Raw genomic sequence first — 25932 nt, forward strand, 5'->3', positions numbered from 1 at the left:
GTATGTCGCGGAGCAAGGGGACAGCCACGATGAAGTCAGATGATGTGATCGTCAGTTTTCGCGGCGTGCGGAAGACTTACGACGGCGAGACGCTGGTCGTCAAGTCGCTCGATCTCGATATCCACCGGGGGGAATTCCTGACGCTGCTCGGGCCGTCGGGCTCGGGCAAGACGACCTGCCTGATGATGCTGGCCGGCTTCGAATTCCCGACCGGCGGGGAGATCCGCCTCGACGGCGAGCTGCTGAACAACGTGCCGCCGCACAAGCGCAACATCGGCATGGTGTTCCAGAACTACGCGCTGTTTCCGCACCTGACGGTCGAGCAGAACGTCGCGTATCCGCTGACCGTGCGCAAGCTGCCGGCCGCCGAGCGCGCGGAGCGCGTCGCGCACGCGCTGAAGATGGTGCAGATGGAGCGCTTCGCGAAGCGATATCCGGCGCAGTTGTCGGGCGGCCAGCAGCAGCGCATCGCGCTGGCGCGCGCGCTGGTGTTCGAGCCGAAGCTCGTGCTGATGGACGAGCCGCTCGGCGCGCTCGACAAGCAGCTGCGCGAACACATGCAGTACGAACTGAAGGCGCTGCACGAAAAGCTCGGCGTGACCTTCGTGTACGTGACGCACGACCAGGGCGAGGCGCTGACGATGTCCGATCGCGTCGCGGTGTTCGACAAGGGCATCGTGCAGCAGCTCGACACCGTCGACCGCCTGTACGAATCGCCGTGCAACGAATTCGTCGCGAACTTCATCGGCGACAGCAACCGGCTGCGCGGCACCATCGCGCGCGTCGACGGCGATTTCTGCGAATTCCGGCTCGACGACGGCACCCGGCTCGTCGGCCGCCGCATCGGCGAGGCCGCCGAAGGTGCGCCGGCCGTCGCGTGCATCCGCCCCGAGCGCATGAGCCTCGCCGCGCACGGCGGGGCCTGTCCGGCCGCGAACCGGCTGAGCGGCGAGGCGCGCAGCCTCATCTATTTCGGCGATCACGTGCGCATGCGCTGCGCGCTGCCGGGCCAGGACGAATGCTTCGTGAAGGTGCCGCTCGGCACCGGCGCGCTCGACAGCTTCGCTCCCGGCGCACCGGTCGCGCTCGCGTTCGCGCCCGAACACCTGCGCGTATTCGCGTAAGCCGGCTTTCCCGATTTTCCGCAGCACGTCGTCCACAACAACTGCCCACTTCCACTACAAGAGGAGAGGAACCACCATGAACCGAGCAAGCTTTACCGCGCGTCGCACCGCGCTGGCACTGGCGCTCGCCGTCGTCGGCGCATCGGCTTCGGCCGCCGAGCTCACGGTCGTCAACTTCGGCGGCGCGAACGGCGACGCGCAGAAGGCCGCGTTCAACCAGCCGTTCGAGAAGACCACCGGCAACAAGGTCACGGCCGTCGAATACAACGGCGAGCAGGCCAAGGTGAAGGCGATGGTCGAGGCGAAGCACGTCAACTGGGACGTGGTCGAAGTCGAGTCGGGCGACCTGAACCGCGGCTGCGACGAAGGGCTGTACGAGAAGCTCGACTGGTCGAAGATCGCGAAGAAGTCCGACCTGATCCCGGAAGCGCCGCAGGTGTGCGGCGTGGGGTTCTTCGTGTGGTCGACGGCGCTGTCGTACAACGCGGACAAGCTGAAGACGGCGCCGACCGGCTGGGCGGATTTCTGGAACGTGAAGAAATTCCCGGGCAAGCGCGGGATGCGCAAGGGCGCGCGCTATAACCTCGAATTCGCGCTGATGGCCGACGGCGTCGCGCCGAAGGACGTCTACAAGGTGCTCGGCACGAAGGCCGGCCAGGACCGCGCGTTCAAGAAGCTCGACGAGCTGAAGCCGAACATCCAGTGGTGGGAGGCGGGCGCACAGCCGCCGCAGTTCCTCGTCGCCGGCGACGTCGTGATGTCGACCGCGTACAACGGCCGCATCGACGCCGCGCAGAAGGAAGGCAAGAACCTGAAGGTCGTGTGGACCGGCAGCATCTACGACCTCGACTACTGGGCGATTCCGAAGGGCACGCCGAACAAGGCGCTGGCCGAGCAGTACATCGCGTACTCGCTGACGCCGAAGCCGCAGCAGGCGTATGCGCAGCACATCGCGTACGGCCCCACGAACCTCGCGGCGATCAAGTCGCTCGACGCGAAGACGCTCTCGAACCTGCCGAACTCGCCGGCCAACGGCAAGAACGCGGTGCTGGAGGACATCGGCTTCTGGACCGACCACAGCGACGAGCTCGAACAGCGTTTCGCCGCGTGGGCGACGAAGTAAGCGCCGTTCAGGTGTCCTGATGCAACCGGCCGCGCGACGCGTCGATCGCGTCGTGCGGCCTTCCGCCGAAACCTGTCCGGCCGGAGAGAACCGTTGAATACGATGACGATCGCGCCTGCCCAGCCGTCGACCGCCGCGCTCAAGCGCGAGCTGAAGGCCGCCGAAGCCCGCAAGCGCTCGATGGCGCTGCTGCTGGTCGCGCCGCTTGCGATTTTCCTGCTGCTGATCTTCGTCGTGCCGATCGGCGCGCTGCTCACGCGCGCCGTGCAGAATCCCGAGATCGCCACCGCGTTGCCGGACACGATCGCCGCGCTGTCGGGCTGGGACCGCAAGGCGTTGCCGGCCGATGCCGCGTACGTCGCGCTCGCGGCCGACATGACGAAGGTGGCCGACAGCGAGGCGATGGGCGCGCTCGCACGGCGCCTGAACACCGAGATTCCCGGCTATCGCTCGCTCGTCGCGAAGACGGCGCGCGCGATGCCGTTCAAGGGCGACAGCGACGCGGCGCTGACGCCTGCGCAGACGCGCGCGAAATTCATCGAACTCGATGCGCGCTGGGGCGACGTCGCGTACTGGCAGTCGATCGCGAAGAACGGCAGCCAGGTGTCGCCGTTCTACCTGCTCGCCGCGCTCGATCACAAGCAGGACGGTTTCGGCCACGTCGTGCAGGCCGATCCCGACCAGTCGATCTATCTCGCGATCTTCGGCCGCACGTTCGTGATCGGCGTGGCCGTCACGCTGTTCGCGCTGCTGCTCGGCTATCCGCTCGCATACTGGATCTCGACGCTGTCGGAGCGGCGCGCGAACCTCGTGATGATTCTCGTGCTGATCCCGTTCTGGACCTCGGTGCTCGTGCGCGTCGCCGCGTGGATCGTGCTGCTGCAGAGCGAAGGGCTCGTCAACAAGGCGCTGATCGGCAGCGGGCTGATCTCGCAGCCGCTGGCGCTGCTGTTCAACCGCGTCGGCGTATACATCTCGATGACGCACATCCTGCTGCCGTTCATGATCCTGCCGCTGTACAGCGTGATGAAGTCGATCCCGCCGACCTACCAGCGCGCGGCCGTGTCGCTCGGCAGCCATCCGTTCGCGGCGTTCTGGCGCGTGTACGTGCCGCAGACCTATCCGGGCGTCGGCGCGGGCGCGCTGCTCGTGTTCATCCTCGCGATCGGCTACTACATCACGCCCGCGCTGCTCGGCGGGCCGAACGACCAGATGGTCAGCTACTACGTCGCGTACTTCACGAACGTGACGATCAACTGGGGCATGGCGTGCGCGCTCGGCGGTCTGCTGCTCGCGGCGACGCTCGTGCTGTACGCGGTATACGGGCGCTTCACGCGCACCAGCGTGAGCCTCGGCTGAACGCCGGACCCGGCAAAAACGCACGGAAACGGGAAGGGGAATCCGACCATGAAACTCGCCAGGCCGCTGTTCGCGCCGCACATGTCGTTCGTCGAGCGCGCGTGGTACGTCGCGCTGCGCGTGCTCGTCGTACTCACGCTGCTGTACCTGATCCTGCCGGTGCTCGCGATCGTGCCGCTGTCGTTCTCGTCGAGCACGTTCCTCGTCTATCCGATTCCGGGCTTCTCGCTGCGCTGGTACGAGAACCTGATCGCGTCGGACGAGTGGCGGATGGCCGCGAAGAACAGCTTCATCGTCGCGCCGTCGGCGACCGTCGTCGCGACCGTGCTCGGCACGCTGGCCGCGATCGGCCTCACGAAGGCCGATTTCCGCGGCAAGGGGGTGCTGATGGCCGTGCTGCTGTCGCCGATGATCGTGCCGGTGGTCGTGGTCGGCGTCGGCATGTACCTGTTCTTCGCGCCGCTCGGGCTCGCCAATACCTACACGGGGCTGATCGCCGCGCACGCGGCGCTCGGCGTGCCGTTCGTCGTGACGACGGTCGCCGCGACGCTGCAGGGCTTCAACCAGAACCTGGTGCGCGCGAGCCTGTCGCTCGGCGCGAATCCCGTGTCGACCTTTTTCCGCGTGACGCTGCCGGTGATCGCGCCGGGCGTGATGTCGGGCGCGCTGTTTGCGTTCGCGACGTCGTTCGACGAAGTCGTCGTCACGCTGTTTCTCGCCGGCGCGGACCAGACGACGCTGCCGCGCCAGATGTTCACGGGCATCCGCGAGAACATCAGCCCGACGATCGCTGCGCTCGCGACGATCCTGATCATTTTCTCGACGAGCCTGCTGCTTGCGCTCGAATGGCTGCGCGGGCGCAATGCGCGGCGCGCGATCACCTGACGGCGCCGGCACGCGCGGCCTGCATCGCCGTGCGCGAGGCTGGGCGCCGCCGCCGCTTTCATTTCGCTGACTGACGAGGCGGCCGCCTGCACGTTCGATGCGGCTCTGCAACAATACGGGGGCGCGGCGGCGGCATGCGGTGCGGTTCGACCGGAATGCCGCCGCGACTCCAATCCGCGACGCGGCGTCATGCGTCGCTTGTCAGCCGAGCCTCATCTTGTCCGAATTCGCTTCCCCTGCCGGCGCGCCTGAGCCGGCCGTCAACTGGCGCGCGCTGTCCGCCGTGCTGCTGGCCGTGGCGCTCGCGACGCTCGACACCGCGATCGCGAACACCGCGCTGCCCGCGATCGCGGCCGACCTGCATGCCACGCCGGCCGCGTCGGTGTGGATCATCAATGCGTACCAGCTCGCGATGGTGGCGACCTTGCTGCCGTTCGCGTCGCTCGGCGACATCGTCGGCCACAAGCGCGTCTATATCGCCGGGCTCGCGGTGTTCACGCTGGCGTCGCTCGGCTGTTCGCTCGCCGCGACGCTGCCGATGCTGACGGCCGCGCGGATCGTGCAGGGCTTCGGCGCGAGCGCGATCATGAGCGTCAACGTCGCGCTGATCCGCGGCCTGTTTCCCGCGCACCGGCTCGGGCGCGGCGTGGGCTTCAACGCGCTCGTCGTCGGCGTGTCGTTCGCGGTGGGGCCGACGATCGCGTCGCTGATCCTGTCGGTCGCCGCATGGCCGTGGCTGTTCGCGGTGAACGTGCCGCTCGGCGTGTTCGCGCTCGCGGTGGCGATTCCGTCGCTGCCGCAGACGGCGCGCGGCAAGCATGCGTTCGATCCGGTCGCCGCGCTGTTCAACGTGATCACGTTCGCGTCGCTGATCTTCGCGCTCGGCGAATTCGCGCAGCGCGGCCCGCTGCACGTCGTGCTGGCGGCGGCGGGCGTCGCGCTCGCGTTCGGCTGGCTGCTGATCCGCCGCCAGGCCGGGCACCCGGCGCCGATGCTGCCGGTCGACCTGTTTCGCCGGCCCGTGTTCACGCTGTCCGCGCTGACGGCCGTGTGCGCGTTCGCCGCGCAGGGGCTCGCGTTCGTGTCGCTGCCGTTCTATTTCGAGACCGTCCTGCATCGCGACGCGGTCGAGACGGGATTCCTGATGACGCCGTGGTCGGCGATCGTCGCGCTCGCCGCGCCGATCGCGGGGCGCTTGTCGGATCGTTATCCGCCCGGTCTGCTCGGGGCGATCGGCCTGGCGTTGCTGAGCGCGGGCATGGTGTCGCTCGCCGCGTTGCCGGGCGCGCCCGGCGTCGTCGACATCGGCTGGCGGATGATGCTGTGCGGCGCGGGCTTCGGCTTCTTCCAGTCGCCGAACCTGAAGGCGCTGATGTCGAGTGCGCCGCCCGAGCGCAGCGGCGGCGCGAGCGGGATCATCGCGACCGCGCGGCTGATCGGGCAGGCGACGGGCGCCGCGCTCGTCGCGCTGTCGTTCGGGATCGCGGGTCGCCACGGGCCGACGCTCGCGCTGATGCTCGGCGCGGGCTTTGCCGGGGCCGCGAGCGTCGCGAGCGGGTTGCGGCTCTTTGCGCCGTCGCATCGGGCCGGCGTGCCGGCCGCGCCGGAGCGCGCGGGCGAGGGCGCGGCGAAGTAGGTGGAGCAGGCGGCGCGCGCGGATGCGCGCAAGCCGGTAACCGGCGACCGTCGCGGGACGGTCGCGGCCGGCGCGCGGCGACCCTCCGCCGCGCGCCGGTTTTCACGCATCGCTCAGAACCCGCCCGACTTGATCAGCTGGTTGAGGTTCGAGATGTTCAGGCTGCCGAAGCCGGTCGTGTAATCCCAGCCGGTGCCTGCGTTGTAGCCATACCCCTGATAGCCGTTGTTCCCCGAGACGACGTCGTAACGCACGAGCGACGGGTTCGACGGAATGTCGGCGTAGAAATTGCCGGCCGGGAAGCCGAGGCCCGTGCCGTTTGCCGCGAGCAGGCGCGCCCACAAGCCGGTGAAGATCGGCGCGGCGAGGCTCGTGCCGCCGATCTGCTGCAACTGGCCGTAGTTGTAGATGTACGCCCCCGTGCTTTGCGCGGCGTCGAACGCGACGTCCGGCAACTGGCGGTTGCTGCCCGACTGCCACGACGGTGCGGGCAGGATCGTGCTGACGCCGCCGCCCGTCGCCCACAGCTTGCCGTTGCCGTCGAGCCCTTCGTTCCACACCGTTTCGCTCGAGAACGCACCGGCCGACGTGGTGTAGAGCGTCGTGCCGCCGATCGCGAGCACGTGCGGCGACGAAGCCGGCCACGACACCGTGTAGTTCGAGCCGTCCGGATAGCCGCGGTTGTTGCACTCGTACACGCCTTCGTCGCCCGACGACACCGAGAACGTCTGGCCCTGCGCGACGCCGGTCGTGAAGATCTGCTCCTCGGCGTTGAGCGTGCCGTCCGCGTTCGCGTCGGTCTCGCACCAGCCGAGCGACACGTTGATCACCTTCGCCGTGTTGTCCGACACCGCGCGGTTGAACGCCTGCGTGAGGCCCGTGTTGCCGGATGCATTCAGGTCGGCCATGTAGAACACCAGCTTGCCGACCTGGCCGCCGGCCGAGCCCACGATCGACTGGCTGTCGAGATCCCATTCGCCCTGGCCGTCCTGGTCGTCGCTGTAGCTGCCGCTCGTGCCGGCGCCATTGGTCTTGACGGTCTGCGTCGAGACCGTGCCGTAACCGTTGCTCGACGTGAACTGCTTCAGGTCGGTGAGGGTCTGCGAGACGCCGCCGATCGTGATGATGCCGACGGTGACGCCGGCCGCGGTCGGCACGCCGGTCGCGTTGTAGAGGCCCGGGAATTCCTTCGGATAGTGGCCGGTCGCCGTGCCGGCTGCGAGCGCCTGCGGCTTCGACACGTTGCCGATGCGCAGCAGCGGCCGTGCGCGTGCGACGTTCTGCAGCCCGAGCACCGAGCCGACGACGTCGCCGAGTGCGCGCGGCACCTGGGCGGTCGACGCGTTCGCGAAGCCCGAGCGGCCCGCATAATCGAAGTGCACGAGCGACGTGTTGAAGGCCGCCTTCACCGTGCCGGCCGTGCCGCGTGCGGACACGAGCAGCCGGTTCGGCGCGACCTCGATGTCGACGAAGCCGCTCTTGCGCAGATAGTCGACGACCGACTTGACCTGTGCTTCGGTCGGCGCGTAGTTCGCCAGGAACTGCTCGTGCGTGAGGAATCGGCGATAGTGTGCGTTGCCGGGGCGATTCACGTCGCGTGCGAGCTGCTTGAGCTGCGCGGCGTTGCGCAGGTTCAGGCTGACGACGACGTTGGTGGTTTCACCGGCCGCGAGTTCGAGCGACGGTGCCGCGCTGCGCGCCATCAACTGCGGGCCGGTCAGAAAGGCCTTCGTGTGAGTATCGACCCAATCCGTTGTCGCATGCGCCGCCGCGGCGGCGAACACGAGCGGTGCCACACACGCGAGGCGGCGGGGCGACGGAAGGGGAAGGGCAAACCAGGTGTTCCTTTTCATCGGGAGTCCTTTTTAGGAGAAGCGACGCTACTGGAACCCCCGGCCCTTGTGGGGCCGCGAGCGGAGACGAGCGTAGGGCGTCGGTGCCGTTCGGGTAGCTGCCATTTTCCATAGCTGTCAGTTCTGACATCGGCGCACGCGCACGCACGCGTTGCATCGCATGCGCAAGCGACCGCGGCCGCGCGCGTGGAACCGGTCCGGGGTACGCCGGCGCGGCAAGGCGTGACGTTCGCGCGCACGAGTCGCTCGTCGCCGCATCGGAACGTGCGCGATCGCGGAGCGGGGCGCCGCGCGGATGCATCGCGCGTGTCCGGCAGGCCGCGGCGTGCTGCGTCGCACTATGTGGTCAAACGAAGCGGCGCGGCCGAAACGGATTCGCACGTGCACAAAAACGGGGCCGGTCGGGAGCCGGCGTTTCCCGAACTGTGGAACGGCGCATCGGGCAGTCTTGCAGACGCCTTTCGGATTGCGCGCCGCGATGTCCGATTAGAGGGAATACTCGAATTCGAAGGCGGGCATACGCCGATGCGATTGGGCGCGCGCCCGCCGTGCAGGATCGCGCGATGCGGCTCGCCCGGGCCTCGTAGCGGGGAGCCCGCGCAGGCGCGAGCGGCGATGCCGGAGACGGGGTGTGCGGCGCTTGCGTGAGCCCGCGATCCGATGCCTCGTTCGGCGCATTCATCTGCGTGACGTGTTCAGCGATGGCCATGCGCGATCGCTGCGCGCGGCGCCTGACCGCCATCGCCCGGCATGCGGGCAGCGGCGGCTTGGCGAAGGCAGGGGCGGAAGCGAACGCGAACGCCGTGCCCGGAGCGGTCGCCGGGCCGTGGCGGGCCTACTGGTTCGTCGACGACGGCCGCTCGAGGACGATTTCCCAGGCCGCCTTGGGCTGGCGATATTTGTCGGTCATGACGTGCTCGAGCGCGAGCGTATTCCAGCCGTCGGCGAACAGCCGGCGCACCGCGTTTTCGTCGAAGAACCGTTTCGGCTGCCCGTCCACCAGAAAATAGCCGGGCTCGATTTCCTCGTGTCCCTCTGCACCGAAGTTGCTGTCCAGCGTGGAATTCAGTCGGCAAAGCAGCACGCCGCCCGGGCGTATCGCCGACCTGACTCGATCCACGATCGACACGGTTTCGTCCCAGGAGAAGTAGTGAAGCGACAGGCTCGCCAACGCCACGCCTACGTCCGTCGCGTCGTCGGGCAGCGGATCCCGAATGTCGCGTCGTGCGATCTTCGCGGAAGGCACCCTGATTTTCGTCGCCGCCACTGCCGCGAGGGAGAGATCGAAGCCGATCACGTGCAGGCCGGCGCTGGCCAGGGTCGCGGTGTCGTCGCCGTAGCCGCAGCCGATCTCGAGCACGGGCCGGTCGGCGGCGCGTGCGTTGATCAAGGGTAACCATCGGTCCAGCCAGGGATCGGGAAACATGCGTACGTATTCCGGAGTAGGTTGTTTGAACGATTTCGGTTGCGGGCCCGACGTCGCGTCGAAGCCGGTGAAGCGGATTTCGAGCATACCCGATGTGCGTGTGAAATTCGGGTCAGTTGGCCGCCTGCGGCAAAATGCTCGGAGCGGCCGACGCCGTCGGCATCCGGCCGGACGCGAGCCCGCTATCGCGCGGCCCGGAATGCCGCGACGAAAAAAAAAGCCCGACACGAGGTCGGGCATCCAAATCGGCCGCAACCGCCGCGAGGCGGCTGCGGCACCTGCAAAAGCAGGCCGCTTACGCTGCGAGCAGCGAGCGCAGCACGAACGGCAGGATACCGCCGTGCTTGTAGTAGTCGACCTCGATCGGCGTGTCGATGCGCAGCAGCACCTGCACGCGCTGCGTGTCGCCGTTCTTGCGGTTGATCACCAGCGTGACGTCCTGCTGCGGCTTGAAATCGTCGCCGAGGCCTTCGATGTCGAACGTCTCGTCGCCGGTGATGCCGAGCGACTGGACGCTGTCCGCGCCCTTGAACTGCAGCGGCAGCACGCCCATGCCGACCAGGTTCGAGCGATGGATGCGCTCGAAGCTGCGTGCGATCACGGCCTTCACGCCGAGCAGCTGCGTGCCCTTCGCGGCCCAGTCGCGCGACGAGCCCGTGCCGTACTCTTCGCCCGCGAACACGACGGTCGGCGTATCGGCGGCGACGTACTGCATGGCCGCGTCGTAGATCGACTGCTGTTCGCCGCTCGGCTGGTGAATCGTCAGGCCGCCTTCGACGCGCGTGCCATCCGCCTTCACCGGGATCATCAGGTTCTTGATCCGGACGTTCGCGAACGTGCCGCGCATCATCACGTCATGGTTGCCGCGGCGCGAGCCGTAGCTGTTGAAGTCGGCCTTCTGCACGCCGTTTTCCTTCAGCCACTTGCCGGCCGGCGAGTCTTCCTTGATCGAGCCTGCCGGGCTGATGTGGTCGGTCGTGACGGAGTCGCCGAAGATGCCCAGCGCGCGGGCGCCCTTGACCGTCGGGATCGACGCGGCCGGCTCCATCGAGAAGTCGCTGCCGAAGAACGGCGGCTCCGCGATGTAGGTCGACTTCGGCCAGTCGTAGACCTGGCCCGATTCGCCCTCGATCTTGCTCCAGAGGTCGCCCTTCTTGGTCAGGTGCGCATAGTTCTTCTCGAACTTTTCCGGATCGAGCGCGAACTTGAGCAGCGCGTGGATTTCCTCGCTCGACGGCCAGATGTCGCCGAGGTAGATGTCGTGGCCGCCCTTGCCCTTGCCGACCGGTTCGGTCATCAGGTCGCGCGTGATGTTGCCGGCGATCGCGTACGCGACGACCAGCGGCGGCGACGCGAGGAAGTTCGCGCGGATGTTCGGGTGAATGCGCGCTTCGAAGTTACGGTTGCCCGACAGCACGGCCGCCGCGACGATGTCGTTCTTCGTGATCGCGTCGTTCAGTTCCGGCGTCAGGTCGCCCGCGTTGCCGATACAGGTCGTGCAGCCGTAGGCGGCGACTTCGAAGCCGAGCTTCGACAGGTAGGGCAGCAGGCCCGTCTTCGTCAGGTACTCGGTGACGATGCGCGATCCCGGCGCGAGCGAGGTCTTGATCTTCGGGTCGACCGTGAGGCCGGCCTCGACCGCCTTCTTCGCGAGCAGGCCGGCTGCCAGCAGCACGCTCGGGTTCGACGTGTTGGTGCACGACGTGATCGCGGCGATCAGCACGTCGCCGTTCTTCACGTCGACGCCGTTGCTCGTCGTGTACTGCGTGTCCAGGTCTTCCGCCTTCTTCGCGAAGCCGTTCTCCGCGACCGGCTTCGAGAACAGGTCGGTGAACGTCGACTTGACGTGGCCGATCTCGATGCGGTCCTGCGGACGCTTCGGGCCCGCCAGCGACGGTGCGACCGTCGCGAGATCCAGCGTCACCGTCTTCGTGTAGTCGATCTCGCCGGCCTTCGGAATGCCGAACAGCTTCTGCGCCTTGAAGTAGTTCTCGAACGCGGCGATTTCCGCCTTCGTGCGGCCCGTGCCTTCGAAGTAGTCGATCGTCTTTTCGTCGACCGGGAAGAAGCCCATCGTCGCGCCGTATTCCGGCGCCATGTTGCCGATCGTTGCGCGGTCCGGCAGCGACAGCGACTTCGTGCCTTCGCCGAAGAACTCGACGAACTTGCCGACGACCTTCTCCTTGCGCAGCATTTCGGTGATCGTCAGCACCAGGTCGGTGGCCGTCACGCCTTCGCGCAGCTTGCCCTTCAGTTCGACGCCGACGACGTCCGGCGTCAGGAAGTACACCGGCTGGCCGAGCATGCCGGCTTCCGCCTCGATGCCGCCCACGCCCCAGCCGACCACGCCGATGCCGTTGATCATCGTCGTATGGCTGTCGGTGCCGACGAGGGTGTCCGGGTAGTACACGGTGTCGCCGCCGTCCGCCTTCTTGTGGACGCCGCGCGCGAGGTATTCGAGGTTCACCTGGTGGACGATGCCGACGCCCGGCGGCACGACCTTGAACGTGTCGAACGCCTGCATGCCCCACTTCATGAACTGGTAGCGCTCGTTGTTGCGCTGGAATTCCAGCTTCATGTTCAGGTCGAGCGCGTCCTTCTGGCGGAAGTAGTCGATCTGGACCGAGTGATCGACGACGAGATCGACCGGGACCAGCGGTTCGATCTTCTTCGGGTTCTTGCCCGTGCGCTCCGCGACGCCGCGCATGGCCGCGATGTCGGCGAGCAGCGGCACGCCCGTGAAGTCCTGCAGCACGACGCGCGACACTACGAACGGAATCTCGTCGACGCGCTTCGCGGCCGGCTTCCAGTTCGCGAGCTGCTCGATGTGCTCTTCGGTGATTTTCTTGCCGTCGTAGTTGCGCAGCACGGACTCGAGCACGATGCGGATCGACACCGGCAGGCGTTCGATCTTCGTCTTCAGCTCCTTGCCGAGTTGCGGCAGCGAGTAGAACTTGCCTTTGCCGGAACCGCTGTCGAATTCCTTGAGGGTCTTGTGGAGATTGTGGGCCATGGTGATTTTCCTGGGTTTAAGGCTAGGAAACAACGTGTCCTGTATCTGACGGCTATATCACATACAAGTCGACGTACTCATCGACCGGCATCGCTTCGAGCTTTGCCTGGTCCAGCGACACGTCGAGAATCGCTTGTTGCTGCTTTGCCGGAAAACGACGGGCAAGGTTGGTCCTGAACTTCTCGACCAGGAGCGGGATGCCTTCCGTGCGCCGCCGCCGATGGCCGAGCGGATACTCGACCGCCACTTCGGCGAGCGTCGAGCCGTCCGTGAACTCGATCGTCAGCGCATTCGCGATCGAGCGCTTGTCCGGATCGTGGTAATCCTTCGTGAACTGCGGATCCTCGACGCAGACGGTTTTCGCGCGCAGCGCGTCGATGCGGGGATCGGCGGCGGCCGAATCTTCGTAGTCGGCCGCGGTCAGCCGGCCGGACAGCAGCGGCACGGCGACCATGTACTGGATGCAGTGGTCGCGGTCGGCCGGATTGGCGAGCGGGCCCTGCTTGTCGATGATGCGGATCGCGGCCGCGTGCGTGCGGATCGTGATCCGGCCGATGTCGTCGGTCGTGCGGCCGGCGGCGGCGAGCTGCGCGTGCAGCTGCAGCGCGGCCTCGACGGCCGTTTGCGCGTGGAATTCGGCGGGGAACGCGATCTTGAACAGCACGTTTTCCATCACGTACGTGCCGTAGGGGCGCTGGAAGCGGAACGGCCGCCCGTCGAACAGCACGTCGTAGAAGCCCCAGGTTTTCGCGGTGAGCGCCGACGGGTAGCCCATTTCACCCGTTTTCGCGATCAGCGCGAGGCGCACCGCGCGGGCGGTCGCGTCGCCGGCCGCCCATGACTTGCGCGAGCCCGTGTTCGGCGCGTGGCGGTAGGTGCGCAGCGCCTGGCCGTCGACGAAGGCGTTGGACACGGCGTTGATCAGCTCGTCGCGGGTGAGCCCGAGCAGCCGGCCGACGACGGCCGTCGACGCGACCTTCACGAGCAGCACGTGGTCGAGCCCGACCGCGTTGAACGAATTCTCGAGCGCGAGGCAGCCCTGGATTTCGTGGGCCTGGATCATCGCGACCAGCACGTCGCGCATCGTGAGCGGCTTCCGGCCGGCCGCGACGGCCGTGCGGGAAAGCCAGTCGGCCGTCGCCAGGATGCCGCCGAGATTGTCGGACGGATGCCCCCATTCGGCGGCGAGCCAGGTGTCGTTGAAGTCCAGCCAGCGGATCATTGCGCCGATGCCGAAGGCGGCCTGGACAGGATCGAGCTGGAAGGACGTGCCGGGCACCTTCGCGCCGTTCGGCACGATCGTGCCGGGCACGACGGGGCCGAGCAGCTTGGTGCAGGCAGGGTAGGAGAGCGCCTCGAGTCCGCAGCCGAGCGTGTCGATCAGGCAATGGCGCGCCGTCTCCAGCGCGGGCGCGCTGTCGATGCCGGCATTCAGCACGTAGTCGACGATGTCGACGAGTACCGTATCCGGAGCAGGGCGGGCGTTGGAGACCGGGGCGGACATCGAGGGGCCGATGGAAACGCGCTTAGTTCGTGGCCGGCTTCAGTTCGTTCGACTGGGTCGGTGCCGGCGTGCCTTGCGCCATTTCCGGCGTCACGCATTCGTCCGCGAGGCGTTCGCCGCCGTTCGCGTCGGAGAACAGCATTGCCTTGGTCGGGATCACGACCAGCTTGAAGCCGGCTGCCGGATCGTAGAACGTGTCCGCGCCCGTGGTCGTGGCCTGACGCGGCAGCTTGTAGTTCTTCTTCGCCCAGTGAACCGTGACGACCTGGTCGCGCTTCATGTCGCCGGCGAGGTCGAACGACAGGCCTTCCTTGCAGGACCACTTGACCGCGCCGTCCGGTACCGGATCGACCTTGGCCGCGGCACGCGCCTGCGCCTTCTTGCTGCGCGGGATGATGCGCTTGGCCGGCGCCGGGCGCTTGGCCGTGGCCTTTTTCGCGGCCGGAGCCGAAGCCTGGGCGAACGCGCTCGGAGCCGAGACCAGCATCGTGGCGGACAAGGCGCCGATGGCGGTGGCGATCAGGAGTTTCTTCATGGATTCAGAACCTTTCGATAATCAGTTGACAAGGGCCGGCAATCCACGCTGCCGGCCGGTTTGAAACTGCACGCGCCCCGAAAGCGCGCAGCGGCCGCTATTTTCACCTATTTGGCCGTGCATTCATCAGGTTTTCGGGCTCCGTTACGTTTTTTGTCGTTTCTCCGGCCACGCCGCGGTTCGCGCCTCGTCGAATGCGCGAAGCTCAGGCGGCGGCCGGCGGCGCGCCGTCCGTCGCGGCCGGGCCGAACAGCGGCGCGGTTTCGGCCGGTACCGGCTGGCCGGCGGCCCGCGCGCGGCGCAGCACCGACCAGTAATAGCGATAGCTCGCGCGATCGTGCAGCGTATCACCGTGGCGTGTCGGGCCCCAGTCGGCGGCCTGCGCGGCCAGCAGGATCTCGGCGGCCAGCGCGACCTCGTCGGCGCGCGGCGCGAATGCGTCGACGATCGGACGGATCTGCGCGGGGTGGATGCTCCACATCCGCGTGAACGCGAATTCGTCGCGCGCGCGGCGCGCATCGCCGGCGGCGACGCTCATGTCGCGCACTTCGGTGGTGACGTTGTGCGACGGCGTCTTGCCGTGCGCATGGCAGGCCGCGGCGATTTCCAGCTTCGCGCGGCGCACGAGCGGGTGGTCGAACTGGCCGGGCGAGCGCATCGCGGAATCGGGAATCGCGCCGTGGTGCGCGGAGACGAAATCCATCAGCCCGAAGCTCAGCGTGCCGACCGTCGGCAGCGCGGCGAGCGCGGCCGCCTGCGCGAGCGCGCCGTGGGTCTCGACCAGCACGTCGACCGGGATCGGCTGCGCGATGCCGAGCTCGCGGCGCGTGCCTTCGATGAAGGCGGTCATTTCGGCCGCGTCGGCTGCGCTGGCGATCTTCGGGAGCGTGACGTAGGCGGGCGCGCGCGCGGCGCGCAGCACGATGCGCACGTCGTCGCGCCAGTGCGGGTGGGAAAAGTCGTGGATCCGGACGCCGACGCGGCCGAAGCGGTTCTCGGCGCTGCCGAGCAGGTCGGCGACGAGCGCCGCGTGCGCGGCTTCCTGGCCGACGGACGCGCCGTCCTCGCAGTCGAGCGTGATGTCGAATACGGGGCCCGTTTCGGCCTGCAGCGCGAGCGACTTGCGCATCAGCTTTTCGCTGCCCGCGTAGTGATCGCAGCAGGGCAGGATCGCGGGCGGGGACGCCCCGTCGTACAGCACTTGTGCAGGAGTGAGCGCGGCCATCTCTTCGACGTCAGGGAAGCGGGTCAACGTGGAGCAAATCGGATTCGGGCGCGTTCTGGGCCGGTGCGCGGCGGGCGCGAGGCGGCAAAACGTGCACGGATCGGATCGGTCGGCAGGGCCGGCGAGGCCGGCCCGGGCCGAAACCGTACGGCCCGCGGGCCGCACGGCAACGTGCAGGATGCTTAGTTCTTCAGCAGGTGGGCGACGCCATCGCGCTCTTCGAGCAGCTCGGCCAGCGTGCCGTCCATCTTCTCGCGCGAGAACGCGTCGATTTCCAGGCCTTCGATGCGCTTGTATTCGCCGTTTTCGCACACGACCGGCACGCCGTAGATGATGTCTTCGGGGATGCCGTACGAGCCGTCCGACGGGATGCCCATCGTGACCCACTTGCCGTTCGTGCCGAGCACCCAGTCACGCACGTGGTCGATCGCCGCGTTGGCCGCCGACGCTGCCGACGACAGGCCGCGCGCTTCGATGATCGCCGCGCCGCGCTTGCCGACGGTCGGGATGAACGTGTCGCGGTTCCACACGTCGTCGTTGATCAGCTTCAGCAGCGATTCGCCTTCGACGGTCGCGAAGCGGAAGTCGGGGTACATCGTCGGCGAGTGGTTGCCCCACACGGCGAGCTTCTCGATCGATGCGACCGGCTTGCCCGACTTGGCCGCGAGCTGCGACAGCGCGCGGTTGTGGTCGAGGCGCAGCATGGCCGTGAAGTTCTTCTTCGGCAGGTCCGGCGCCGACTTCATGGCGATGTACGCGTTCGTGTTGGCCGGGTTGCCGACGACCAGCACTTTCACGTCGCGGCTCGCGACTTCGTTCAGCGCAGCGCCCTGAACCGTGAAGATCTCGGCGTTCGCCGACAGCAGGTCCTTGCGCTCCATGCCCTTCGAGCGCGGACGTGCGCCGACCAGCAGGGCGACGTCGGCATCCTTGAATGCAACCTTCGGATCGTCGGTGATCACGACGCCCGCGAGCAGCGGGAACGCGCAATCGTCGAGTTCCATCACGACGCCTTTGACGGCGGCTTGGGCTTGCGGGAGGTCGAGCAGTTGCAGGATGACCGGCTGGTCCTTGCCGAGCAGGTCGCCGTTCGCGATGCGGAACAGCAGGGAGTAAGCGATTTGACCTGCGGCGCCGGTGACGGCAACACGCTTTGCGGGCTTAGCCATTGAAAATCTCCAGGACGGGTGAAGCGTTGGACGCTAGCGAAAACGCCATTCTATGCGCGTTGTGCGTAACGTTGCATTGAAGCAGGGCGGAGGACTCGCGATGGCAGACGCGGTGAACCTGGAGACGGCCGTGGCACGTAGCCGGGGACGCGCTTTTGCACCCGCGAACCCTTGCTCGACCGGGAGTGTAGGAGCCGTCACGCGCAAAGTCAAACGGTATCATATGTCTTATATAAGACAGATGTTTTGCGGAAATTGAGTGGACGAAAAAGAGCGGTTTGTGATGAAATGCGCGCCATGACATCGAACCAGGCGAATACCGCGAATCAGACCGGCGCAGGCGGCCCAGGGCAGCCGGGCGCGAGCGATCCCGCGCCGTCGCCTGCGGCCGCGCCGTCGCCGACGTTCAGCCCGTTATACCAGCAGATTAAGTCATTGATCACGCAAAGTCTCGAATCCGGTGAATGGAAGCCGGGCGAGATCATCCCGAGCGAGGTGGAGCTCGCGGCCCGCTACAAGGTCAGCCAGGGCACCGTCCGCAAGGCGATCGACGAGCTGGCCGCCGAAAACCTCGTGGTCCGGCGCCAGGGCAAGGGCACTTTTGTTGCAACGCACAATGAGGATCGCGCGCAGTTCCGCTTCCTGCGTCTGCTGGCCGACGACGGTGCCGAGCACCCGCACGTGAGCCGGCTGCTCGAGTGCCGGCGCCTGCGCGCGCCGGCCGAGATCGCGCGGCAGCTCGACCTGAAGCCGGCCGATCCCGTCGTGCAGGTGCGCCGCCTGCTGGAGTTCGAGCGCGAGGCCACGGTGCTCGACGAGATCTGGCTGCCGGGCGCGATGTTCCGCGGGCTCACGTTCGAGCGGCTGAGCGAGTACAAGGGGCCGCTCTACGCGATGTTCGAGACGGAGTTCGGCACGCGGATGATCCGCGCGACGGAGAAGATCCGGGCGGTGGCGGCGGAGCCGGCGGTGGCCGACCTGCTGCACGTGCCGGCGGGTTTCCCGTTGCTGTCGGTGGAGCGTGTGTCCTATACATACGGAGACCGGCCGGTGGAAGTGCGTCGCGGCTGGTATGTCACAACCGGGTATTACTATCAAAACGACTTGAGCTGACGACGTATCGGTGCAAGCCGTGTGCATTCGCGTTCCCCACGCTCGCGAAGCACGTTTTGGGCCGCCTTTGTTCTTGTTCGCGCAATTATCCAGAGCAGACTTTCGCTGCAGCGCGATATAAAAAGGCGCTAAAATCGCGGATTAGTGTGACAACATAGTAGGGGTCTAGCATGACTGACGCTGTAAGAAAACCGAGACCGGAATATCGGAACATCGGAATCGTCGACATCACGATGAATTACCGCCTCCCGCCGGCGGCGATATTGTCGATTCTCCATCGAGTCAGCGGCGCGCTGCTGTTCCTGTTCCTGCCGTTCCTGCTGTTCCTCTTCGACCAGAGCCTCACCTCCGAGCTCAGCTTCGAAGTCTTCAAGGCATTCCTCTCCAACATCGTCGTCAAGTTGGTCGTCCTCGCGCTGTCCTGGGCCTTCCTCCACCATTTCTGCGCCGGCATTCGCCACCTGCTGATGGACGTCAATCACGACGCCGTCACCAAGGAAGGCGGCAAGCGCACGGCCGTCGTCGTGTTTGCCATCTCGATCGCGCTGACGATCGTCGTTGCGCTCAAACTGTTCGGAGCATTCTAAGAAAATGGCCACCAACAACCGAATCGGCTCGAAGCGCCTCGTCGTCGGCGCACACTACGGCCTGCGCGACTGGCTCGCGCAACGCGTCACCGGCACGATCATGGCCGTCTACACGATCATCCTGCTTGCCCTGTTCTTCGGCGCACGCGACTTCTCCTACGAAGGCTGGGCATCGATCTTCGCGGCGCAATGGATGAAGCTTGCAACCTTCGTGACGCTGCTTTCCCTCTTCTACCACGCATGGGTCGGCGTGCGCGACATCTGGATGGACTACGTGAAGCCCGTCGGTGTGCGCCTGCTGCTGCAATCGCTGACCATCGTCTGGCTGCTCGCATGTGCGGGCTACGCTGCGCAGATTCTCTGGAGAGTGTAAAGAATGGCTGCAATCAAAACTTCCCTTCCGCGTCGCAAGTTTGACGTGGTGATCGTCGGCGCGGGCGGCTCCGGCTTGCGCGCAGCGCTGCAACTGTCGCGCGCGGGCCTGTCGGTCGGCGTGCTGTCGAAGGTGTTCCCGACCCGCTCGCATACGGTGGCCGCGCAGGGCGGCATCGGTGCGTCGCTCGGCAACATGAGCGAAGACAACTGGCACTTCCACTTCTACGACACGATCAAGGGTTCCGACTGGCTCGGCGACCAGGACGCGATCGAGTTCATGTGCCGTGAAGCGCCGAACGTCGTGTACGAACTCGAGCACTTCGGCATGCCGTTCGACCGCAACGCGGACGGCACGATCTACCAGCGCCCGTTCGGCGGCCACACCGCGAACTACGGCGAGAAGCCGGTGCAACGCGCCTGCGCGGCCGCCGACCGTACCGGTCACGCGCTGCTGCACACGCTGTACCAGCAGAACGTCGAGGCGAAGACGCAATTCTTCGTCGAATGGATGGCGCTCGACCTGATCCGCGACGCGGAAGGCGACGTGCTCGGCGTGACGGCCCTCGAGATGGAGACGGGCGACGTCTACATCATGGAAGGCAAGACGACGCTGTTCGCGACGGGCGGCGCAGGCCGGATCTTCGCGGCATCGACCAACGCGTTCATCAACACCGGCGACGGCCTCGGCATGGCCGCCCGCTCGGGTATCGCGCTGCAGGACATGGAGTTCTGGCAGTTCCACCCGACCGGCGTGGCCGGCGCGGGCGTGCTGATCACCGAAGGCGTGCGCGGCGAAGGCGGCATCCTGCGCAACTCGAACGGCGAGCGCTTCATGGAGCGCTATGCGCCGACGCTGAAGGATCTGGCGCCGCGCGACTTCGTGTCCCGTTCGATGGACCAGGAAATCAAGGAAGGCCGCGGCGTCGGTCCGAACAAGGACCACGTGCTGCTGGACCTGTCGCACATCGGCGCCGAGACGATCATGAAGCGTCTGCCGTCGATCCGCGAAATCGCGCTGAAGTTCGCGAACGTCGACGCGATCAAGGAACCGATTCCGGTCGTCCCGACGATCCACTACCAGATGGGCGGCATCCCGACCAACATCCACGGTCAGGTCGTCGGCACGTCGCGCGGCCACAAGGATCCGGTCAACGGCTTCTACGCAGTGGGCGAGTGCTCGTGCGTGTCCGTGCACGGCGCGAACCGCCTCGGCACGAACTCGCTGCTGGACCTCGTGGTGTTCGGCCGTGCGGCCGGCAACCACATCGTCGAGCACGTGAAGAACCAGAAGGATCACAAGCCGCTGCCGGCCGACGCGGGCGAATTCTCGCTGGCGCGCCTGGCGAAGCTCGACAAGTCGACGTCGGGTGAATACACGCAGGACGTCGCGAACGACATCCGCTCGACGATGCAGAAGCACGCGGGCGTGTTCCGCACGTCGGAACTGCTGAAGGAAGGCGTCGACCAGATGGCCGGCCTGAAGGCGCGCGTGGAAAACATCCACCTGAAGGACAAGTCGAAGGTGTTCAACACCGCGCGCGTCGAAGCGCTCGAGCTGGAGAACCTGATCGAAGTCGCCCGCGCGACGATGGTGTCGGCGGAAGCGCGCAAGGAAAGCCGCGGCGCGCACGCGCACAGCGACTACGAACACCGCGACGACGACAACTGGCTGCGCCACACGCTGTGGTACAGCGAAGGCGATCGCCTCGACTACAAGCCGGTTCAAATGAAGCCGCTGACGGTCGAATCCGTGCCGCCGAAGCCGCGCACGTTCTAAGCCGAGTCCAAAGGAATCCGAAATGGCAAAACGCATTTTTGAAGTCTACCGCTACGATCCGGACAAGGACGCAGCGCCGCGCATGCAGACGTACGAACTCGAGATCCAGCATGAACGCATGCTGCTCGACGCACTGGTCAAGCTGAAGGCCCTGGACGAGACGCTGTCGTTCCGTCGTTCGTGCCGTGAAGGCGTGTGCGGCTCGGACGCGATGAACATCAACGGCAAGAACGGTCTGGCCTGCCTGACCAACCTGAACGACCTGCCGCAGAAGATCGTGCTGCGTCCGCTGCCGGGCCTGCCCGTCGTGCGCGACCTGATCGTCGACATGACGCACTTCTTCAACCAGTATCACTCGATCAAGCCGTACCTGATCAACGACGCGCCGCCGCCGGAGAAGGAACGCCTCCAGTCGCCGGAAGAACGCGACGAGCTCGACGGCGTGTACGAGTGCATTCTGTGCGCGAGCTGCTCGACGTCGTGCCCGAGCTTCTGGTGGAACCCGGACAAGTTCGTCGGCCCGGCCGGCCTGCTGCAGGCTTACCGCTTCATCGCGGACAGCCGCGACACGGCGACCGGCGAGCGTCTCGACAACCTGGAAGATCCGTACCGTCTGTTCCGTTGCCACACGATCATGAACTGCGTCGACGTTTGCCCGAAGGGCCTGAACCCGACGAAGGCGATCGGCAAGATCAAGGAACTGATGGTTCGCCGCGCGGTTTAAGGTCGAGATGAGCGACGATTCGCATCAATCCGACCCGCACCGTCGCGCGCGCCTTCGCTGGCGCGCGCGGCGGGGTCTGCTGGAGAACGACATCATTTTCGAGCGTTTCTTCGGCAGATACGAGCATGACCTCACCGATGCAGACGTAGGCGCGTTGTCGCGCCTGCTCGATCTGAGCGACAACGACCTGATGGACTTGCTCCTCGCGCGCAAGGAACCAGAAGGCGACCTAGACAGCCCGGATATTCACCGGCTGTTGGAGATGCTGCGCAACGTGTAACGCGTTACGCCCGTTATCGAATCCCGTTTCTTTATTTCGATTGAGGATGTGCCATGACTCCGTCTGATGTTAAAGCCACGCTATCGTTCAGCGACAACTCGCCGAGCGTCGAACTGCCGATCTACAAGGGCACGATGGGCCCGGACGTAATCGACATCCGCAAGCTGTACGGTCAGACCGGCAAGTTCACGTACGACCCGGGCTTCATGTCGACGGCAGCTTGCAATTCGGCGATCACGTACATCGACGGCGACAAGGGCGAGCTGCTGTACCGCGGCTACCCGATCGACAACCTCGCGCAGAACGCGGACTTCCTCGAAAGCTGCTACCTGCTGCTGAAGGGCGAGCTGCCGAACGCGGCGCAGAAGAAGGAATTCGTCGACACCGTCACGAAGCACACGATGGTGCACGAGCAGATGCACTTCTTCTTCCGTGGCTTCCGCCGCGACGCACACCCGATGGCGATCCTGGTCGCCGCAGTCGGCGCGCTGTCGGCGTTCTACCACGACTCGCTCGACATCAACGATCCGCGTCACCGTGAAGTGTCGGCGATCCGCATGATCGCGAAGCTGCCGACGCTCGTCGCGATGGCGTACAAGTACAGCATCGGCCAGCCGTTCGTGTATCCGAAGAACTCGCTGTCGTACAGCGCGAACTTCATGCACATGATGTTCTCGAACCCGTGCGAAGAGTACAAGGTCAACGACGTGCTGGTTCGCGCACTCGACCGCATCCTGATCCTGCACGCCGACCACGAGCAGAACGCATCGACGTCGACCGTCCGTCTGGCCGGCTCGTCGGGCGCGAACCCGTTCGCATGTATCGCGGCCGGTATCGCCTGTCTGTGGGGCCCGGCGCACGGCGGTGCGAACGAAGCCGCGCTGAACATGCTCGAGCAGATCGGTTCGCCGGACAACATCCCCGAATTCATCAAGCAGGTGAAGGACAAGAATTCGGGCGTGAAGCTGATGGGCTTCGGCCACCGCGTGTACAAGAACTACGACCCGCGTGCGAAGCTGATGCGCGAGACGTGCTACGAAGTGCTGAACGAACTGGGCCTGCACGACGACCCGCTGTTCAAGCTCGCGATGCAGCTCGAGAAGATCGCGCTGGAAGACGAATACTTCGTGTCGCGCAAGCTGTACCCGAACGTCGATTTCTACTCGGGCATCGTCCAGCGCGCGCTGGGCATCCCGACGTCGATGTTCACGTGTATCTTCGCGATGGCACGTACGGTCGGCTGGATCGCACAGTGGAACGAAATGATCGGCGATCCGGAACAGAAGATCGGCCGTCCGCGTCAGCTGTTCATCGGCGATACGCCGCGCGAAGCGAAGCCGCTCAACGCACGTTAAGCCGTGCGCGGCGCGAACGGCCGGCAGGCCGCTCGCGCCGGGTGGAACGCAACGCCACGACACCCCGGCGGGTCACCCCGTCGGGGTGTTTTCATTTGCGCGCCGGATCGGCGCGGCGCTCCAGCGACGGCGGGCGGGTGTCGAGCGCCGGCGCATCGTCGTCGGGCGCGCGGCCGTGCCGCGCGAAAAACTGCCGGTATGCGCGAGGCGTCATCCCGCGCGCGGCGAGGAACTGGCGGTTGAAGTTCGCGGGATTCGGGATGCCGCAGCGCGCGGCCACCGTCGCGATCGGCCAGTCGGTGCCGACGAGGTGACGGCACGCGTGCGCGAGCCGCAGCCGCTGCACGTAGCGGCCGACGCTTTCGCCGAGATGCCGGACGAACAGGCGCTGCAGCGTGCGTTCGGACAGGTGCGCGGCAGCGGCGAGCGCGTCGATGCGCAGCGGCTCGTGGAAGTGCCGGTCGATCGCGTCGAGCACGCGGTCCAGGCGTTCGGCTTCGGGCGCCGTCGCGTCGGCGTGCGGCGGCGCGCCGTCGGCGCTCTCTCGGGCGTACGCGGTGGCGAGCGGCTCGCCGCCGGCTTCCGCGAGACCGGCGAGCGTGTCGAGCGCGGCCGCGAGCCGCGCGCGCGGCGACGGATCGAGCAGTCGCGGCAGCGCCGCGCGCATCGCGCGGGCGGCATCCGCGTCGAAGCGCAGGCCGGGCGCGGCCCGGCGCAATAGCGAGCGCAACGGCGCGTATTCGGGGCAGCAATCGGCGAGCCGGCGCACCCAGTCGCCGTCGAACCAGATGACGACCGCGACTTCGGGTGCGTCGCGATCGATGCGCGCGTTCGACGACCAGGTATGCGGCAGGTTGGGCGGCACCAGCACCAGGTCGTCGTCCGCGTAGCGCGCGACATGATCGCCGATGAAGCGCCGGCCGCGGCTGTTGAGCGTCAGCGTCAGTTCGTACTCGGGGTGGCGATGCCATTCGAACGGAATGCGCGCGAGCTGCCGGTGATACACGCGGATCGAACAGCCGGGGGCGAACGTCACGTGCTCGTACTGCGGTTTCATCGCGGCCTCCGGGCAAGGTCGGGCATCGAGCCGTGGCATGATCGTGAGCACTCTTCACGACGGAGCGATGCGATGTTTTCACATGTCTGCGTGGGCGTGAGCGATACGGCGCGCGCCTACGATTTCTACGCGCCGCTGTTCACCGAACTCGGGCTGCGCCTGAAGTTTCGCGAGCCGGACGGCTGGTCGGGCTGGATGCCGGCCGACGCGGATCGCCCGCTGTTCTTCTTCGGCCTGCCGCTCGACGGCCGCGCACCCGAACCGGGCAATGGCCACACGATCGCGTTCGTCGCGCCGACACGCGCGCACGTCGATCGCTGCCATGCGCTCGCGCTGCGCCACGGCGGCGCCTGCGAAGGGCCGCCCGGCCTGCGGCCGGACTATCACCGCGACTACTACGGCGCGTATTTCCGCGACCCGGACGGCAACAAGCTCTGCGTGGTCTGCCATCGTCCCGAGTGACGCACGGTTGTCAGGATTGTATCGATAGTTGGCGGGATAGAGGTGATCGCCGCGAAGCGCCGGCCGTACGCTGGCTGCACGTCGCGACCCATGCCGGCGAGGAGACCCCGATGCAACTGACGATTGACGATCTGCCTGCCGCGATCCGCGCGGCGAAACGGGCGCTGCGCGCCGGCCTGCCGGGTTACGCGGCCACGTTCCGCGAACTGGAGGGCGACATCGCGCGGCAGGTCGACGCGATCCGCCGCGCGCATGCGCATGGCCATGACGCGATTCCGGTGGTGCCGTTCGCGGATCTCGCCGGCGGCGCCGTCGCGCCGCACGCGATCGATGCGATCCGCACCCGGGGCGCGGTCGTGATCCGCGGCGTGTTCGATGCGCGGCAGGCGCGCGACTGGAACGACGAGATCGGCGCCTATCTGGACGCGAACCGCTTTGCCGAGCGGTTGCATGCACGCGCGGAGGATCGCTATTTCGGCAACCTCGCGTCGGGCAAGCCGCAGATCTACGGCGTCTACTGGTCGCGGCCGCAGGTGGCCGCACGCCAGTCGCCGGCCCTGACGCAGGCGCGCGTGTTCCTGAACCGGCTGTGGCGGCACGCGGACGGCGCGCGCACGCACTTCGATCCCGAGCGGGTGCCCGCCTATGCGGACCGGATTCGCCGCCGGCCGCCCGGTTCGGCGTCGCTCGGGCTGTCGCCGCATGTCGACGGCGGGTCGGTCGAACGCTGGCTCGGCGCGAACTTCCGGCAGGTCTACCGTCACGTGCTGGCGGGCCGCTGGCGCGACTACGATCCGTTTGACGCCGCGTTCCGTCCGGAGGCCGAGGAGATCCCGTCGCCGGCCGTGTGTTCGATGTTCCGCACGTTCCAGGGCTGGACCGCGCTGACGCCGCAGGGGCCCGGCGACGGCACGCTGCAGTTGATTCCGGTCGCGAACGCGATGGCCTATGTCGTGCTGCGCGCGTTGCAGGACGATGTCGCGGACGACGATCTGTGCGGCGCGCGCCCGGGCCGCGCGCTGTCGATCCGGCCCGAATGGCACGCGCTGCTGCTCGACGCGCTGGTGCCGATCCCGCACATGGAGCCGGGCGACGCGGTGTTCTGGCACGGCGACGTCGTGCACGCGGTGGAGGACGCGCACGGCGGCACGCACGACAGCAACGTGATGTACATCGCCGCCGCGCCCGGATGCGCGAAGAACGACGCGTACCTGCGACGCCAGCGGGACGCGTTCCTGCGCGGCGAGAGCCCGCCGGATTTCCCGGCCGATCATTTCGAGGCCGGATTCGACGGGCGGGGCGGGGAGGCGCGCCCGGGGGCCCGCCAATGGACGAGATCGGCGTCCGCCC

The 25932-nt window shown here is 66.9% G+C and carries 22 protein-coding genes; 14 read left to right on the plus strand and 8 right to left on the minus strand.

Going from position 1 to position 25932, the window contains the following annotated elements; all coding sequences use genetic code 11:
- Nucleotides 1-29 precede the first annotated feature (29 nt).
- The 5 genes from GQ56_RS0121810 (at nt 30) to GQ56_RS0121830 (ending at nt 6127) form a co-directional block, all read left to right on the plus strand.
- Nucleotides 30-1124, plus strand: a complete 1095-nt coding sequence (locus GQ56_RS0121810) for an ABC transporter ATP-binding protein (protein WP_031400653.1) — start codon at nt 30-32, stop codon at nt 1122-1124.
- Between the two features lie 76 nt (nt 1125-1200).
- Nucleotides 1201-2247: an ABC transporter substrate-binding protein gene (locus tag GQ56_RS0121815; RefSeq protein WP_031400654.1), complete on the plus strand. Its 1047-nt coding sequence runs from the start codon at nt 1201-1203 to the stop codon at nt 2245-2247.
- 102 nt (nt 2248-2349) lie between these two features.
- Nucleotides 2350-3606 carry an ABC transporter permease gene (locus GQ56_RS0121820; RefSeq protein ID WP_031400655.1) on the plus strand — a complete coding sequence of 419 codons (1257 nt, stop codon included), beginning with the start codon at nt 2350-2352 and terminating at the stop codon, nt 3604-3606.
- Nucleotides 3607-3654: 48 nt separating this feature from the next.
- Nucleotides 3655-4491 (plus strand): ABC transporter permease, encoded by an 837-nt coding sequence (locus GQ56_RS0121825; protein ID WP_031400656.1) that lies wholly within the window; start codon nt 3655-3657, stop codon nt 4489-4491.
- A gap of 217 nt (nt 4492-4708) precedes the next feature.
- On the plus strand, nt 4709-6127 hold the full coding sequence (locus GQ56_RS0121830; RefSeq protein WP_031400657.1) for an MFS transporter: 1419 nt from the start codon (nt 4709-4711) through the stop codon (nt 6125-6127).
- A gap of 113 nt (nt 6128-6240) precedes the next feature.
- On the opposite strand, the gene GQ56_RS0121835 is transcribed toward GQ56_RS0121830, so the two are convergent.
- The 7 genes from GQ56_RS0121835 to GQ56_RS0121865 form a co-directional block, all read right to left on the minus strand.
- Nucleotides 6241-7980 carry a S53 family peptidase gene (locus GQ56_RS0121835; RefSeq protein ID WP_034199139.1) on the minus strand — a complete coding sequence of 580 codons (1740 nt, stop codon included), beginning with the start codon at nt 7978-7980 and terminating at the stop codon, nt 6241-6243.
- An 835-nt stretch (nt 7981-8815) separates the two neighbouring features.
- The gene (locus tag GQ56_RS0121840; protein WP_235212728.1) at nt 8816-9493 is read right to left on the minus strand and encodes a class I SAM-dependent methyltransferase; all 678 of its coding nucleotides are present in this window, start codon (nt 9491-9493) and stop codon (nt 8816-8818) included.
- A gap of 208 nt (nt 9494-9701) precedes the next feature.
- On the minus strand, nt 9702-12419 hold the full coding sequence (gene acnA, locus GQ56_RS0121845; RefSeq protein WP_031400660.1) for an aconitate hydratase AcnA: 2718 nt from the start codon (nt 12417-12419) through the stop codon (nt 9702-9704).
- A 52-nt stretch (nt 12420-12471) separates the two neighbouring features.
- A complete protein-coding gene (locus GQ56_RS0121850; protein WP_031400661.1) occupies nt 12472-13923 on the minus strand; it encodes a bifunctional 2-methylcitrate dehydratase/aconitate hydratase in 1452 nt (483 codons plus the stop codon).
- Nucleotides 13924-13945: 22 nt separating this feature from the next.
- Complete coding sequence (locus GQ56_RS0121855; protein WP_031400662.1) at nt 13946-14458, minus strand: hypothetical protein; 513 nt, start codon at nt 14456-14458, stop codon at nt 13946-13948.
- Between the two features lie 205 nt (nt 14459-14663).
- Nucleotides 14664-15683, minus strand: coding sequence for an HpcH/HpaI aldolase/citrate lyase family protein (locus tag GQ56_RS0121860; protein WP_031400663.1), 1020 nt, complete (start codon nt 15681-15683; stop codon nt 14664-14666).
- Nucleotides 15684-15865: 182 nt separating this feature from the next.
- Nucleotides 15866-16852: a malate dehydrogenase gene (locus GQ56_RS0121865; protein WP_014899969.1), complete on the minus strand. Its 987-nt coding sequence runs from the start codon at nt 16850-16852 to the stop codon at nt 15866-15868.
- A 288-nt stretch (nt 16853-17140) separates the two neighbouring features.
- Between GQ56_RS0121865 and GQ56_RS0121870 the strand changes: the two genes are divergently transcribed.
- The 7 genes from GQ56_RS0121870 (at nt 17141) to gltA (ending at nt 23063) form a co-directional block, all read left to right on the plus strand.
- Nucleotides 17141-17965, plus strand: coding sequence for a GntR family transcriptional regulator (locus tag GQ56_RS0121870; protein ID WP_034199136.1), 825 nt, complete (start codon nt 17141-17143; stop codon nt 17963-17965).
- Nucleotides 17966-18135: 170 nt separating this feature from the next.
- On the plus strand, nt 18136-18552 hold the full coding sequence (gene sdhC, locus GQ56_RS0121875) for a succinate dehydrogenase, cytochrome b556 subunit (RefSeq protein ID WP_031400665.1): 417 nt from the start codon (nt 18136-18138) through the stop codon (nt 18550-18552).
- Between the two features lie 4 nt (nt 18553-18556).
- Nucleotides 18557-18925 (plus strand): succinate dehydrogenase, hydrophobic membrane anchor protein, encoded by a 369-nt coding sequence (gene sdhD / locus GQ56_RS0121880; RefSeq protein WP_031400666.1) that lies wholly within the window; start codon nt 18557-18559, stop codon nt 18923-18925.
- A 3-nt stretch (nt 18926-18928) separates the two neighbouring features.
- Nucleotides 18929-20704, plus strand: coding sequence for a succinate dehydrogenase flavoprotein subunit (gene sdhA, locus GQ56_RS0121885; RefSeq protein ID WP_031400667.1), 1776 nt, complete (start codon nt 18929-18931; stop codon nt 20702-20704).
- 22 nt (nt 20705-20726) lie between these two features.
- Nucleotides 20727-21428, plus strand: a complete 702-nt coding sequence (locus GQ56_RS0121890) for a succinate dehydrogenase iron-sulfur subunit (protein ID WP_006479352.1) — start codon at nt 20727-20729, stop codon at nt 21426-21428.
- Nucleotides 21429-21435: 7 nt separating this feature from the next.
- On the plus strand, nt 21436-21708 hold the full coding sequence (locus GQ56_RS0121895) for an FAD assembly factor SdhE (RefSeq protein ID WP_031400668.1): 273 nt from the start codon (nt 21436-21438) through the stop codon (nt 21706-21708).
- A 53-nt stretch (nt 21709-21761) separates the two neighbouring features.
- A complete protein-coding gene (gltA, locus tag GQ56_RS0121900; protein WP_011355741.1) occupies nt 21762-23063 on the plus strand; it encodes a citrate synthase in 1302 nt (433 codons plus the stop codon).
- Between the two features lie 91 nt (nt 23064-23154).
- Here the strand turns inward: gltA and GQ56_RS0121905 are convergent, their stop codons facing one another.
- On the minus strand, nt 23155-24120 hold the full coding sequence (locus tag GQ56_RS0121905; RefSeq protein WP_031400669.1) for a helix-turn-helix domain-containing protein: 966 nt from the start codon (nt 24118-24120) through the stop codon (nt 23155-23157).
- Between the two features lie 72 nt (nt 24121-24192).
- On the opposite strand from GQ56_RS0121905, the gene GQ56_RS0121910 reads away from it, so the two are divergent.
- The gene (locus GQ56_RS0121910) at nt 24193-24582 is read left to right on the plus strand and encodes a VOC family protein (RefSeq protein WP_031400670.1); all 390 of its coding nucleotides are present in this window, start codon (nt 24193-24195) and stop codon (nt 24580-24582) included.
- A gap of 110 nt (nt 24583-24692) precedes the next feature.
- The coding region (locus GQ56_RS0121915) for a DUF1479 domain-containing protein (protein ID WP_052007293.1) at nt 24693-25932 on the plus strand (1240 nt) is incomplete at its 3' end.

Origin of the sequence: Burkholderia paludis (assembly GCF_000732615.1) — a bacterium.
Classification (GTDB): domain Bacteria; phylum Pseudomonadota; class Gammaproteobacteria; order Burkholderiales; family Burkholderiaceae; genus Burkholderia; species Burkholderia paludis.

Bases quoted from the DNA above. Each gene is read 5' to 3' on its own strand.
- GQ56_RS0121810 (WP_031400653.1), top strand. From the start codon at position 30: ATGAAGTCAGATGATGTGATCGTCAGTTTTCGCGGCGTGCGGAAGACT.
- GQ56_RS0121815 (WP_031400654.1), top strand. From the start codon at position 1,201: ATGAACCGAGCAAGCTTTACCGCGCGTCGCACCGCGCTGGCACTGGCG.
- GQ56_RS0121820 (WP_031400655.1), top strand. From the start codon at position 2,350: ATGACGATCGCGCCTGCCCAGCCGTCGACCGCCGCGCTCAAGCGCGAG.
- GQ56_RS0121825 (WP_031400656.1), top strand. From the start codon at position 3,655: ATGAAACTCGCCAGGCCGCTGTTCGCGCCGCACATGTCGTTCGTCGAG.
- GQ56_RS0121835 (WP_034199139.1), bottom strand. From the start codon at position 7,980: ATGAAAAGGAACACCTGGTTTGCCCTTCCCCTTCCGTCGCCCCGCCGC.
- GQ56_RS0121840 (WP_235212728.1), bottom strand. From the start codon at position 9,493: ATGCTCGAAATCCGCTTCACCGGCTTCGACGCGACGTCGGGCCCGCAA.
- acnA (WP_031400660.1), bottom strand. From the start codon at position 12,419: ATGGCCCACAATCTCCACAAGACCCTCAAGGAATTCGACAGCGGTTCC.
- GQ56_RS0121850 (WP_031400661.1), bottom strand. From the start codon at position 13,923: ATGTCCGCCCCGGTCTCCAACGCCCGCCCTGCTCCGGATACGGTACTC.
- GQ56_RS0121855 (WP_031400662.1), bottom strand. From the start codon at position 14,458: ATGAAGAAACTCCTGATCGCCACCGCCATCGGCGCCTTGTCCGCCACG.
- GQ56_RS0121860 (WP_031400663.1), bottom strand. From the start codon at position 15,683: ATGGCCGCGCTCACTCCTGCACAAGTGCTGTACGACGGGGCGTCCCCG.
- GQ56_RS0121865 (WP_014899969.1), bottom strand. From the start codon at position 16,852: ATGGCTAAGCCCGCAAAGCGTGTTGCCGTCACCGGCGCCGCAGGTCAA.
- GQ56_RS0121870 (WP_034199136.1), top strand. From the start codon at position 17,141: ATGCGCGCCATGACATCGAACCAGGCGAATACCGCGAATCAGACCGGC.
- sdhC (WP_031400665.1), top strand. From the start codon at position 18,136: ATGACTGACGCTGTAAGAAAACCGAGACCGGAATATCGGAACATCGGA.
- sdhD (WP_031400666.1), top strand. From the start codon at position 18,557: ATGGCCACCAACAACCGAATCGGCTCGAAGCGCCTCGTCGTCGGCGCA.
- sdhA (WP_031400667.1), top strand. From the start codon at position 18,929: ATGGCTGCAATCAAAACTTCCCTTCCGCGTCGCAAGTTTGACGTGGTG.
- GQ56_RS0121890 (WP_006479352.1), top strand. From the start codon at position 20,727: ATGGCAAAACGCATTTTTGAAGTCTACCGCTACGATCCGGACAAGGAC.
- GQ56_RS0121895 (WP_031400668.1), top strand. From the start codon at position 21,436: ATGAGCGACGATTCGCATCAATCCGACCCGCACCGTCGCGCGCGCCTT.
- gltA (WP_011355741.1), top strand. From the start codon at position 21,762: ATGACTCCGTCTGATGTTAAAGCCACGCTATCGTTCAGCGACAACTCG.
- GQ56_RS0121905 (WP_031400669.1), bottom strand. From the start codon at position 24,120: ATGAAACCGCAGTACGAGCACGTGACGTTCGCCCCCGGCTGTTCGATC.
- GQ56_RS0121910 (WP_031400670.1), top strand. From the start codon at position 24,193: ATGTTTTCACATGTCTGCGTGGGCGTGAGCGATACGGCGCGCGCCTAC.